Origin of the sequence: Pseudarthrobacter sp. NS4 (genome assembly GCF_024758005.1) — a bacterium.
Taxonomy (GTDB): domain Bacteria; phylum Actinomycetota; class Actinomycetes; order Actinomycetales; family Micrococcaceae; genus Arthrobacter.
The window spans coordinates 3475289-3487424 of sequence record NZ_CP103288.1; the positions used below are offsets into that span (position 1 = coordinate 3475289).

14 protein-coding genes are annotated in these 12136 nt (G+C 64.6%); 4 read left to right on the forward strand and 10 right to left on the reverse strand.

Features of this window, described 5'->3' with window-relative positions:
- Position 1: 1 nt before the first annotated feature.
- The 6 genes from NXY83_RS16445 to NXY83_RS16470 all read right to left on the reverse strand — a co-directional run bounded on the left by NXY83_RS16445 (position 2) and on the right by NXY83_RS16470 (position 7186).
- Positions 2 to 2080, reverse strand: a complete 2079-nt coding sequence (locus NXY83_RS16445; RefSeq protein ID WP_258806283.1) for an Hsp70 family protein — start codon at positions 2078 to 2080, stop codon at positions 2 to 4.
- A 110-nt stretch (positions 2081 to 2190) separates the two neighbouring features.
- A complete protein-coding gene (ccsB, locus tag NXY83_RS16450) occupies positions 2191 to 3315 on the reverse strand; it encodes a c-type cytochrome biogenesis protein CcsB (RefSeq protein ID WP_258803276.1) in 1125 nt (374 codons plus the stop codon).
- Positions 3315 to 5075: a cytochrome c biogenesis protein ResB gene (resB, locus tag NXY83_RS16455; protein ID WP_258803277.1), complete on the reverse strand. Its 1761-nt coding sequence runs from the start codon at positions 5073 to 5075 to the stop codon at positions 3315 to 3317. The genes ccsB and resB overlap by 1 nt, the downstream gene beginning before the upstream one ends.
- Positions 5075 to 5830, reverse strand: coding sequence for a cytochrome c biogenesis CcdA family protein (locus tag NXY83_RS16460; protein WP_258803278.1), 756 nt, complete (start codon positions 5828 to 5830; stop codon positions 5075 to 5077). Before NXY83_RS16460 ends, resB begins: the two co-directional genes overlap by 1 nt.
- A gap of 16 nt (positions 5831 to 5846) precedes the next feature.
- Positions 5847 to 6386, reverse strand: a complete 540-nt coding sequence (locus NXY83_RS16465) for a TlpA family protein disulfide reductase (RefSeq protein WP_258806285.1) — start codon at positions 6384 to 6386, stop codon at positions 5847 to 5849.
- A gap of 116 nt (positions 6387 to 6502) precedes the next feature.
- Positions 6503 to 7186: a histidine phosphatase family protein gene (locus NXY83_RS16470; RefSeq protein WP_258803279.1), complete on the reverse strand. Its 684-nt coding sequence runs from the start codon at positions 7184 to 7186 to the stop codon at positions 6503 to 6505.
- Between the two features lie 204 nt (positions 7187 to 7390).
- Between NXY83_RS16470 and NXY83_RS16475 the strand changes: the two genes are divergently transcribed.
- From NXY83_RS16475 to NXY83_RS16485, 3 genes are all read left to right on the forward strand, one after another.
- Entirely contained in the window at positions 7391 to 7939 is a 549-nt protein-coding gene (locus NXY83_RS16475; RefSeq protein WP_258803281.1) for a YceI family protein, read from the forward strand.
- Positions 7940 to 8052: 113 nt separating this feature from the next.
- Positions 8053 to 8517 (forward strand): hypothetical protein, encoded by a 465-nt coding sequence (locus NXY83_RS16480; RefSeq protein WP_258803283.1) that lies wholly within the window; start codon positions 8053 to 8055, stop codon positions 8515 to 8517.
- Between the two features lie 110 nt (positions 8518 to 8627).
- On the forward strand, positions 8628 to 9464 hold the full coding sequence (locus NXY83_RS16485) for a hypothetical protein (RefSeq protein ID WP_258803285.1): 837 nt from the start codon (positions 8628 to 8630) through the stop codon (positions 9462 to 9464).
- A 48-nt stretch (positions 9465 to 9512) separates the two neighbouring features.
- Here the strand turns inward: NXY83_RS16485 and NXY83_RS16490 are convergent, their stop codons facing one another.
- Together NXY83_RS16490 and NXY83_RS16495 are read right to left on the reverse strand one after the other, a co-directional pair.
- Entirely contained in the window at positions 9513 to 10217 is a 705-nt protein-coding gene (locus NXY83_RS16490) for a redox-sensing transcriptional repressor Rex (protein WP_258803286.1), read from the reverse strand.
- A gap of 108 nt (positions 10218 to 10325) precedes the next feature.
- Entirely contained in the window at positions 10326 to 10580 is a 255-nt protein-coding gene (locus NXY83_RS16495; protein WP_258803287.1) for a glutaredoxin family protein, read from the reverse strand.
- Positions 10581 to 10656: 76 nt separating this feature from the next.
- On the opposite strand from NXY83_RS16495, the gene NXY83_RS16500 reads away from it, so the two are divergent.
- On the forward strand, positions 10657 to 11475 hold the full coding sequence (locus NXY83_RS16500) for an HAD family hydrolase (protein ID WP_258803288.1): 819 nt from the start codon (positions 10657 to 10659) through the stop codon (positions 11473 to 11475).
- Positions 11476 to 11598: 123 nt separating this feature from the next.
- Here the strand turns inward: NXY83_RS16500 and NXY83_RS16505 are convergent, their stop codons facing one another.
- Complete coding sequence (locus tag NXY83_RS16505; RefSeq protein ID WP_003792170.1) at positions 11599 to 11697, reverse strand: 30S ribosomal protein bS22; 99 nt, start codon at positions 11695 to 11697, stop codon at positions 11599 to 11601.
- A gap of 193 nt (positions 11698 to 11890) precedes the next feature.
- A complete protein-coding gene (locus tag NXY83_RS16510) occupies positions 11891 to 12103 on the reverse strand; it encodes a helix-turn-helix domain-containing protein (RefSeq protein WP_164205247.1) in 213 nt (70 codons plus the stop codon).
- Positions 12104 to 12136 lie beyond the last annotated feature (33 nt).

The window sequence follows — 12136 nt, forward strand, 5'->3', positions numbered from 1 at the left end:
CTTAGGCCGCCGGCGTTGTTGTTGTCGTGACGGAAGCGGTGCCGGCCGGACTGGAGTCTGGGCTGACTCCGGCCATTGGCGATGCCGTATCCACAGTCGCCCCCGATGCCGGTGGCTCCGAGCTAGGCGCACTATGCGTCATGGGTGGGCTGGTAGTGGGATCGGTCACGGACGGATTAGACGTCGGGTCCGGCGTAGTGGGTTCTGTAGTAGGGTCCTGCGGTGGCGGATCGGTCGTAGGATCCTGCGATGGCGGATCGGTCGTAGGATCCTGCGATGGCGGGATGCCCGTCTCCGCATCCGTGGGAACCGGATCGCTGGTGACCGGGACAGGCGTATCGACGGGGTCGCTGGCGCCGTACGGCGTACCAGGTCCTGACGGCGTTTCCTCTGCAGGGCCACCACCGGCGTCCAAGGCAATCACCGGGCTGCCGGGAGGCGCTTCGCCCGCAGCACTGTTGTCCGTGACTGTTCCTGAGGACCGCTTGGTGGGTGAGGCTTCTACCTCGAGGCCCGCTTCCTGGGAGGAATCGGGCATCGGTACGGCAGGCTGGATGGCTGCCAGCGGCACGTCGGCCTGCCCTGCTGCCCCGGCAGCAGGGCCAAAGGTGTTACTGCCGCCGGAAACTCCTTCGCCCGCTTTCTTGCCGTCGGAGGCACCAGCCTCCGGCATGAATACTGTGGTCAACTTGGGGAAGCCTTCCGGCCCCTGCGCCGCGTTGGCGGTGAGGACCGTGAAGAAAGCAGCGGCAGCGGCGATGGCCGTAAGCCTCACCCTCGGTTTCGGCGCATGCGCTCCACCCCTGTCCTGGTGGCCCCTCCGATGGGCTGATCCCGCGGCCGAATTCGCAGCCGTTGTGGTCTTGCGCGACCAACTGGCACGCCGTAAGGGCAGGTTCCCATCCACTGGGCCTGGACTGACCGCAGTTTCTTCAGGTGTAGCGGCCGCTCCTGGAGCGGGCTGTCCCAGCACGGCGGACACTGCGGCGCCCAGGCAGATGGATGACTTGGGATCGGCGTCCACGGCGATGGGCCGCTCAAGCTGCTCCGAGATGAGCTGCGCCACGAGGGGGATGCGTGAGGACCCGCCGATGAGCAGGACGGCAGTAAGGTCCGCTGGCTCCAGCTCCAGCTGAAGCAGCGACATTTCCAGGGCGTCTACGGTGTCCCGGATGGATTCTTCGATCAACGTCTCGAATTCGGCGCGGACAAGGCGGACCTGCTGCTGGATGCCCGGCAGGAGCACGGAGATGCTGGCCTCGCTGTCCGAAGAGAGAGCTTCCTTGGCTTCCACGCACTCCCGCCGCAGCCGGGTCAGCGCTGCGAGTACACCCGGCTGGGCGGGGTCGAGGGCGGCCAGCGCGCCGCCGGTGCTTTCGCCCACGTAGCGGAAGACAGCCGCGTCAAAGTCGGCACCGCCGAGGTCTTCAATGCCTTCCGGGCGCCCCAACAGGTCAAACCGGTTGCCGCCGGCTTTGCGGAGGACAGCGGTATCGAAGGTTCCGCCGCCGAGGTCGTAGACGGCGATGGTGCTTCCGTCCTCCACCCGCACCTGCGACGCGTAATGCAGGGCAGCGGCTTCCGGCTCTGTCAGCAGGGTAACGTTTTCAAGCCCTTTCGCGGCCAGCGCATTCCTGATGACGGACGTCCGGTGGCTGCCCCAGGAGGCCGGGTGGGTCAGGACGATTTCCGACGGCGGGCCGCCTTCGCGCTCCGCGGCGCGGTCTGCCACCCAGTGGGCCATGGTGGCGAAGACCTCTTCGGGAGGAAGGGACAGCGCACCGACGCATATGGGTACGGCGTCGCCAACACGGCGTTTGAACTCCCGCACGACGCGCCCTGGAGAATCGAGCCCGCGGCGTTCGGCGGCCTCCCCCACCAGGATGGGGCCTTCCTCCGGGTAATACACCACGGAAGGCACGGCGGAGCCGCGAAGGCCCAGCGGCAGGCACTCCGGAACAGCTGTTGCTCCTTGCTGAGATCGGACAACGGCAGCTGCCGTAAAACTGGTCCCGATATCAACCGCGAGAACGTAGCTCATGGGTACCTCAAAAACGCACGTCTCGCCTGCAAACTTCATCACGGGCGAACGTCACAAACGTAGCATCACCAGCCGACGGGGAACACCCCTATTGCTACATCGATTTGATCCCGCACGCGGTACCACGTGCGTTCACATAAATCTTCTGCTCAGAGGCCCGAATAGGAATGGAGACCGTTGAAGAACATGTTCACGATGGTGAAGTTGAAGACGACACAAAGGTAGCCAACAATCGAGAGCCAGGCCGCCCGGGTGCCGGTCCAGCCCCGTGTTGCGCGGGCGTGCAAATATCCGGCATATACAACCCAGATAACGAAGGTCCAGACTTCCTTGGTGTCCCAGCCCCAGAACCGGCCCCAGGCCTTTTCTGCCCAGATGGCGCCGAACATCAGGGTGAACGTCCAGCCGATAAAGGCAATGGCATTGATGCGGTAGGAGAGGTTTTCCAGGCTGAGTGCCGACGGCACCAGGCGCATGAAGCCGAGCTTGTCCGCGCCTCCCGCTGCCACAGTTTTCTGGCGGTGGGACTGGACCAGCTGCAGGGCGGACATCGCGAAGGTCAGGGTGAACAGCGCGGACGAGAGCACGGCGATGGAGACGTGGATGATCAGCCAGTAGCTCTGCAGCGCGGGAACCAGGTGTCCCACCGGCGTCCAGTACGCCACGGAAGCAGCTACCAGCATGATGATGGCCAGGCCCACCACGAAGGTGCCCAGGAAACGGAGGTCGCGGCGGATCAGCACCAGCAGGAACACTGCCACCGCCACGAAGGCGCCGGTAGTGAGGAACTCGTACATGTTGCCCCAGGGCACGCGTCCGGCCCCCAGGGCACGGGTGATGACACCGGCACCGTGGATCAGCGCACCCAGGACGGTCAAGGCCACCGCCACGCGCGCCGGAGCGCGGCGGTCGGCAGCGTATTTCATGTCGGCGTCGGCGGTGATCGCTCCGCCGGCCCCCGCGCCTGCGTTCTTTGCCGTGGACGACGACGGCCGCTCGGCCCTGCCGGCAGGCCCACCGAGGCGCGAATCACCAGGGCGGGAAGGAATGGAGGACGATTCAACCGTCCCCGACGCAGCCCCTGCCCCCGCTGTCACGGGAACTTTGGCGGCCTCTTCTGCCTGCGCCGCTTTGAGGTCAATGGCCCGCAGCGCTTTACTGCTCTTGGCCAGGTCCCAGGCGAACGCAATAAAGGCCACGGTGTAGGTGCCCGCCGCCAGCAGCATAAAGAGTTCGCTGTACTGGCCCATGGTTTCGTTAATTCCAAACGGCATTACTGGTCCTTTTCGGGCCCTGTGGGGCTTGCTGGGGTGGTGACTGTGCCTGGCGTTGTGGCGGCGCCCGCGCCATTGTCGGGCCGGGCGCTGAAATATTGCCGGGACGGCGGGACGCTGTCCCCTTCAGGTTCCGCGGGAAGCTGCCACTCTTCGGACAGCAGCTTCCGGAGGGCGGCTGCCTCGGCAGCCAGCCGGTGGTCCTCGCCGCGGGCCAGGAGCCCGTATTCAGCCATGATGCGGCCATCAGCGTGGGTGCCCGTCCGCACCCACGCCCGGCGGCGGTTGACGTAGAGGGAAACGATGAGGCCCGCTACAGCGAGGAGCGCGAAGATCAGGGCGTAGAGCTGGCCCGGGTTGTGGTGGATGTCCACACCAATATAGCGCTTCACGCCGTCAAAGCTGATGGTGCCCTTGCCGTCCGGCAGGGTGTAGGAGGAGCCGGGCGCAAGGGTGATGCCGCCGGCGTCGAGGTTCCGGGCGTTCAGGGGCGTGAGGTCCTCCACGTCGAGTTCGAAGACGTTCTGGGGAGCGCCATCATCCAGGCCCAGGTCGCCGAAGTAGGAGTTGAGGGTCAGCTGGGGGTTGAACAGCTCGGGGTCGCCGCTGAAGGACACGCCCTCGTCGGTGATGAAGGCGGTGGGCAGGAAGAAGCCTGCAAAGCCCAGCTGGTCCGGCTTGGCATCCGGAACCTTGATGACCACGGAGGAGTAGTAGTTGTCCCCCTGGAGCTTGGCCACCACCGGCCCCTGCATGGCCACGTTTCCTGCGCCGTCCCGGATGGTCACCACGGGCGCATAGCCGTTGCCGGTGAGATACATGCTGGTACCGCCCAGGGTGATGGGGTCGTTGACCTTCAGGATCTCCTGTTTGGCGGGCGCCTCCGGATCCTCCCTGGTGGTCACCGTGGCAGTAAAATCGATGGGCTGGCCGATCTTGCCCTGCGATTCCCGGTCGAATGTAATGTCGAACTTGTCCAGCTTGACCGAGTACGGCTGCAGCTGGCCGGACTGGAAGTTGGTGCCCGGGGTGAACTGGTCGTAACCCACAAGGGTGTTGACGAAAGTATCCCCCTCAACGAGGATCCGCTGGCCGCTGTAGCCGAACAGCCCGCCGATGGCCACCGATACCAGCACGCCGATCAGCGAGGTGTGGAAGACGAGGTTTCCCACTTCCTTCAGGAAGCCGCGTTCTGCGCCCAAGGACGGCCGCGCGCCGTCGTCGTCCCGCACCTCAACGCGGTAGCCGCGCGTCTTCAGCAGCCCGGCGGCGCTATGGATGGCGCCCGACGCCGGGAGGCCGGCGTCGGCGGGAATCACCAGTGTGCCGTACTCGGGAAGGCGGGAGAGCCGCTTGGGGGTCCGCGGCGGCTGGGAGCGCATCGCCTTGTAGTGGGCGATGGCCCGGGGCACCACGCAGCCGATCAGGGAGATGAACAGCAGGAGGTAGATGGCCGAGAACCAGGCTGAGGAGTACACGTCGTACAGCTGCAGGGAGTCCAGCAGCTTGCCGTAGTCCGGGTTGTCCTTGATGTACTGCGTGACAACGGACGGGTTGGCCGGGCGCTGCGGAAACAGGGAACCCGGGACGGCCGCCACGGCAAGGAGCAGCAGCAGGAACAGGGCGGTCCGCATGCTGGTCAGCTGGGTCCACGCCCAGCGCAGCATTTCCCTCGGCCCCAGGGCGGGCAGCGCTGCGTCCGCCTTCGCCTCGGCTACCGGGGCGGAAGACTTCTTTTCTACGTTCACACGCTCGCTCATCAGATTGGCAACTTCACGTCCGTTTGGAACCAGTACTGCAGTTCTGTCACCCAGGTCCCCCAGACACCGCTGGCCATCAGCAGGCCCAGCACCACCAGGATGCCGCCGCCGGTGCGCTGGATGGCGAGGCGGTGCTTGCGGAAGAACGCCAGGACACCCATCCCCCGGCGCAGCGCCAGTGCGATCAGCAGGAACGGGATCCCCAGGCCCAGGCTATAGACGAAGGCCAGGAAGGCGCCTTTGGCGGCGGAGGACCCGCCCGAGAGGCTGAGCAGCTGGACAGCCGAGTAGGTGGGCCCGATGCACGGGGCCCAGCCCAATCCGAAGGTAAGGCCCAGCAATGGTGCGCCCCACAGGCCCGCCGGCGGCTTCGCGTGGATCTTGGCGTCACGCTGGAGCCAGCTGAAGCCGCCCATGAACACCACGCCCATGATGATCACCAGGAGGCCCAGGAGCTGGGTGATCCAGGCGTTCTGTGAACCGGTTATCAGGGTGCCCAGCTGGCCGAATGCACCGCCCAGCAGGACGAAGATCACGGAGAAGCCCAGGACGAACAGCCCGATCCCCACCAGCATGCGGCCGCGCTTCTGCTTCTGCAGGTCCACGCCGCTGAGCCCCGTGACGTACCCCAGGTAGCCGGGCACCAGGGGCAGGACGCAGGGCGACAGGAAGGAAACCAGTCCGGCGAGCAGTGCCACCGGAATGGCAAGCAGGAGCGAGCCGTTCAGGATGGCTTCGGCAAAGGGGCTGTTCACGGTCCGGGCCCGCCCGCTACTCTGCCACGGCGGCAGTAATGAGGGCCTTGAGGGTGCCCTTCTGGATTTCGCCCAGGACACGGGATGCTACACGCCCCTGCTTGTCGAGGACCAAAGTGGTGGGGACGGCTCCCGGCGGAACCAGCCCGGCCACGGACAGCAGGACGCCACCGTTCTTGTCGTCGAAGCTCGGGTAGGTCAGGTTGAACGTCTTGTCGAAGGCTTCAGCAGTTGCCTTCTCATCACGGAGGTTTACACCCAGGAACTGCACGCCCTGGTCCTTGAACTCCTGGTGGAGCTCCTCGAGGATCGGCGCCTCCACCCGGCAGGGCGCACAGGCGGCGAACCAGAAGTTCAGCACCGTCACCTTGCCCTGGAAATCGGCAGGGGTCACGGTGGTGCCATTGAACAGCGTGCCAGTGATCTGGACGGCGGACTTGCGGTCCCCTGCTGCGAACTCCGTAACCGAACCGTCCCCTGCCACGTAGTTCTTGTTGTCCCCGGCTTTGGCCTGCTGCGCCAGCGCATCCTCCTGGGCACACGCAGAGAGTCCCATGGTCAGCGCGGTCAGGGCCAGGCCGCCGGCGGCCAGGAGGCTGCGGCGGGAACTGATGGGACCTGTGCCTGACTGGCGGTTCCCGGCGTCCGGATTCCTGAAATTACTGTGGGTCACTACAAGGCTCCAGGGGTGCTGGCGGCACCGGGAAGAAGGGACGCGGCCGGCTCGCTGTACTGGACGCGCAGGAGTGAGCCGTCGCCGTCGAACACCAGGGACGTGATGGAGGTAAGGGTGCACTCCCGCTTGCGCGGGTCATGCCACAGAGGCTTGCCCTCGGCGCTGAGGCGGGTCGCCCAGATGGGAAGCTGATGGCTCACCATGATCGCCTCGGGGCCTGCCGTTCCGAAGTCGCCGTCCGCCAGGTCGATGGCGCGGGCCCGTGCTTCCTGGACTGCTGCCATCACCCTGGAAGCCTGCTTCTTGTACGGCTCGCCCCAGGACGGGCGCAGGGGGTTGATCAGCATGGGCCAGTGCTTGGGCCGGCGAAGCTCAGCTTTAGTGACCTTCATGCCTTCAAAGTAGTTTTCGGCCTCGATGATCCGCGCTTCGGTGTGGATCTGCAGGCGCAGCGCCTCTGCTGTGGGCGCGGCGGTTTCCTGCGCCCGGTCCAGCGGCGATGCTGCGAGGTACGTGATGCGGGCGCCGGCCGCGGCACGCCGGCGGAAGTGCTCGGCGAGCGTACGGGCCATCTCCCGCCCCAGTTCGGAGAGGTGGAATTCGGGCAGCCTGCCGTACAGGACGCCGTCGGGATTGTGTACCTCGCCATGGCGGAGCAGATGGACAGTGGCTTGGGGCATGTTTACCAGTTTCTCAAAGATGGCGTGCGATCCGAAATCTTCTACATTCAGTAGAACTGAAATTTATGAAGAAATGTTCCGAAGCCGGGAACAAAAGATGCATATGCATGCTTATAGTAGATGCAGCAGTTAGTTGAGGCTTCAACAGATGAAGGTTCAACGGCAAGACCGTCAACCGGCACGCAAATACTAAGGAGCATCATCATGGCACTTCCCGCAGACGTCACCACCGGCACCTGGACCCTCGACAACTCACACAGCGAGATCGGATTCACCGTCCGCCACGCAGGCATCAGCAAGGTCCGTGGCCAGTTCACCGAAGCCGCCGCCACCCTGGACCTCCCCGGGGACGTCACCGGCGCCAAGATCAACGCCACCATCAACACCGCCAGCTTTGACTCCGGCGATGCCAACCGCGACGGCCACGTCAAGGGCGAAGACTTTTTCGACGTGGAGAAGTTCCCCGAAATCTCCTTCGTCTCCAACGGCCTGGTGGCCAAGGGCAACAGCTACGAGCTCACCGGTGACCTGACCATCAAGGGCATCACCCGCCCGGTGACACTGGAGACCGAGTTCAACGGCGTCGCCGTGGACCCGTTCGGCAATACCCGGGCCGGTGTTTCCGCTGAAACAACCATCAGCCGCAAGGACTTCGGCCTCACCTGGAACACAGTCCTCGAGACCGGCGGCGTCCTGGTCAGCGACAAGGTTGCCATCAACCTTGAACTGGCCTTCATCGCTCCTGCAGCATAGTCAGCCGACGAACCCCCGGCACCGGTTTCTCCAGCCCGGCGCCGGGGGTTCCTTCTTTAAGTCCGTTCGCCCGCCTCCACGGGGTGCCGCGGAGCGGGGCTACAGTGAACGCCATGAGCAACTCTTCCAGCGGGCGGCGCAACGGTTTAGCCACGCTGTTTTCGGTGGCCGGCCGACCAACAGGACTTAAGGTCTCGTTCTGGATCTGGTTTGTCGGCGGCGTCCTGGGCGTCATGGGAGGACTGCTGGGAATGCTCGCGTCCCTGGTGCTCTTTGCCGCAGCACCCTCGGCCGCGGCCGCCGTCGTCACGCTGATGCTTTTGGCCGCCGCGGTGGGCGCCGCGCAGGTGGTCTTCGCCGTCAAGATGAAAGCAGGCAGGAAGTGGGCGCGGCTGGCCCTGACGGTACTTGCCGCGATCACCCTGGTCCTGGCTGTGATGAACACGGCAACCGGCGTGGGCCAGGGCGGCAACTGGGCCGCTTTCCTGATCAGCGCGGTGGCAACGGTGCTGATGTGGCTGCCGAATTCCCAGGCATGGTTTACAGCCGTTCCGGGCCGGAATACCTCCGCAGAATGACCCACAACGCCGCGGCCCGGGGGTACGGTTGACTTAAGCCATCCTGGGGGCAGGGCTACAGGACCGCTCCCGGCAGCCTCCCTGGAAACCGACACGCAGAAGGACCGCTCATGAGTACTCCTCCCGTCCCGCCTCCCGTACCCAATGACCCGCACTCCGGTGGCTCGCAGGACGGTAAGTCGCAGCCCGGCCAGCAGTCCGGAAGTTCGCAGTCCGGAAGCTCCCAGGCAGGTGACCAGTCCGGACAGCCCCGCTACGGCGAAAACGCTCCCCAGTACGGACAGAACGCACCACAGTACGGCCAGAACCCGCCGCAGTATGGCCAGAGCCCGGCAGCTCCCCAGTACGGACAGAACGCACCACAGTATGGGTCGCAGTTCGGCCAGAACCCGCCGCAGGGCCCCGGTTACGGGCAGCAGCCCTACGGCCAGTCCCCTTACGCCCAGTACCCGTCGGAGCAGCCGCAGCCTTCGGGGAGCAACGGCGTCCCCCAGCTCGTCAACATTTCGTTCTGGCTGCTGATCGCCTCCGCTGCCATCTTCGTCATCTCGATGCTCACCGGCCTCACCACGCTGGACGATCCCATATTCCGCCAGGCCTTTGAGGACCAGATTGAGGGCAGCGGGGCGGGAGTCACGTACGAGGATATGAAGGGCGTCATTGCCGGCACCCTGGTGGTGTTCGCGATCATCGGACTGGCCCTCTACCTGCTGGTGGCCTTCTTTGTCCGCAAGGGCAAGAACTGGGCCCGCATCCTGGGCACCGTGTTCGCGGCGCTTTCTATTTTCGGCCTCTTTGGTCCGCCCAGCTTTGCCACAATCGGCACGCTGCTGGGAATAGCCGCCATCGTGCTGCTGTACCTCCCCGCGGCCGCTCCGTATTTCCGGAAGCAGCAGCCCTTCGCCAACCCCTATGGCGGCGGCATGGGCAACCCCTACGGCCGGTAAGCACAAGCACCACACCTGCGGGCGTGGGTCCCGGAACTGCCATGAAAGCTAGGCGGTCTGCCCCGGGGCCTGCGCCCGCTGTGCGTGGTAGGCCAGGATCTGCAGTTCGGTGGCCATATCCACCTTGCGAAGGTTAACGCCCTCCGGGACCTGGAGCATCACGGGGGCGAAGCTCAGGACGCTGTGCACGCCTGCCGCCACCACCCTGTCGCACACTTCCTGTGCCACGGCTGCCGGGAGCGCCAGTACCACCATGTTGGCTCCGGTGCGGTGGAGTACGGTTTCCAGGTCCGCTACGTCGCTGACCCGCAGCCACCCCACCTCATTGCCCACCACCATCTGGTCGGCATCAAAAATGGCCACGACGTCGAAGCCGCGCGATTCGAAGCCGCCGTACCGGGCCAGGGCCTTGCCCAGGTTGCCGGCACCAACGATTGCGACCTTCCAGTCATGGGTCAGTCCCAGGGCCGCGGCGATGTGGCGGCTGAGGTACTGCACTTCGTACCCCACTCCCCGGGTGCCGTAGGACCCTACGTGGGACAGGTCCTTGCGCAACGTGGATGAACTTACACCTGAGGCTTCCGCGAGGGACTCGGAGGAGACGCGCTCCACGCCTTCCGCGAGCAACGTATTGAGGGCACGGAGATAGAGGGTCAGCCGGGCCACCGCTGCGGGCGGTATCTGTTTGGCTGGGGTGCCCGTGGCGCCCGGAAGATCCGGGACAGCCTGGGGGGTTGAGTCCAGCGAAGTCACCAGCCCCTCCCTTGAGTCGCGTTGTGACTCCACTCTAGAGCCCCATCGCCGGTGCCAACAAAGCAGATGCCATCACCGGCAACCCTTCCCTTTTACTGCGCCAATTCTTTATTGGGACATGGCCCGCTGGAGTACGCGGTGCAGCCGTGCTTCGTCAATCTTCCAGAAATCGCGCTGCACCCCGTCCACCAGCACCACCGGAATTTCTTCGGCGTAGCGTTCACGAAGTTCCGGCTGGTGGTCTACAGGTTCTTCGGTCCATTCAAGCCCCAGCGCGGCTGTGACACGCCCCACCGCCTGGCGCGCTTCCTCGCAGAGGTGGCAGTCAGCTTTGGTAATGAGGACTACGCGCGGGGTTGCCATGACTTAACCGTATCCCCGTTCGGGGTGCCCGGCACGCCGACCGTTTCCTGCCAGTGAATTGACTAGACTCGAAACCATGCCCGAGGAGAAGTACGTCGCCGTAGTCACCAAGCCGGTTGCTGCGCCGCAGCCCGGCGAGGCGGCGTTCTTCGATGTGGACAATACCCTGATGCGCGGTGCCAGCCTCTTCCACGTGGCACGCAAAATGTACCAGCGCGGGGCTTTCACCATGGCCCAGGCTGCCGGCTTTGCCTGGAAGCAGTTCAAGTTCATGGCGCGGGGCGAGAACATCGACGACGTCCATGCCGTCCGCGACTCTGCCCTGCTGCTGGCCGCCGGCATCACGGTTGATGACATCAAGGCCCTGGGCGAGGAAGTCTACGACGAGATGATTGCGTCGCGGATCTGGCCTGGGGCCAAGGCCCTGGCGGAGCAGCACCTGCGGGTAGGGCGGCGCGTCTGGCTGGTAACGGCCACCCCCATCGAGGTGGCTACGGTCATCTCCACCCGGCTGGGTCTCACCGGAGCCCTGGGCACTGTGGGGGAAATTGCGGAAGGCATGTACACGGGGCGCCTCGTGGGCGACATCCTGCACGGTTCCGCCAAGGCTGTGGCGGTCCAGGGCATTGCCGACGCCGAGGACCTGGACCTCAAGCGCTGCTGGGCCTACAGCGATTCCTACAACGACATCCCGCTGCTCAGCCTGGTGGGCCACCCGGTGGCCATCAATCCCGACTCCCGGCTCCGCCGCCACGCCCGTGACAACAACTGGCCCGTGTACGACTTCCGTGCAGGCCGCCGCGCTGCAACATTCGGCCTCAAGGCCGCCACCGCCGGCGGCGCCGTCTACGGCCTCTGGAAAGGCTTCGCCCGCATCCGCGGCCCCCGCATCTAGGTAGCAGCAGATGTCGTTATGAGCCTTCATAACGACATCTGCTGCTACCTGGTTGGTGCCTGGACAGCAAAATGCCCGCCGCCTCGGAAGGCGACGGGCATTTCTACGCTGTTTGAAGTATCTCTACTTCTTATTGCGGCGCTGGTGACGGGTCTTGCGAAGCAGCTTGCGGTGCTTCTTCTTGGCCATACGCTTGCGACGCTTCTTGATAACTGAACCCACGAAAGTTCCTTACAAACTAGATGCAGTACCTGTCTGATGGAAATGGTTCGTGGACAGAGCTACGAACTGAACAACTGACAGATTCTTACAATGACGTAAAACGTTCCTTAACAGGGTACCGCTTATCGGGAGGAGCTACTGACCGCAGGGCTCCCACCGGCGAAAATACCGGGTGTTGCGCTGGAAAAGGGCCTCACGCGGTCTCAGTGTGGCCGTCTACAACAGCACCTTTGAGGTACTGCTCCACGGCGTTCTCCGGAACCCGGTACGAGCGGCCGAAGCGCACAGCAGGCATTTCACCTGAGTGGACCAGCCGGTACACGGTCATTTTGGAGACGCGCATGACCTGGGCTACTTCAGCCACGGTCAGGAACTTCGCGTTTGAGAAGTTCTGTTCTGCCGACATTTCCCTATTTCCTTTGCTGACGGATGGACAACA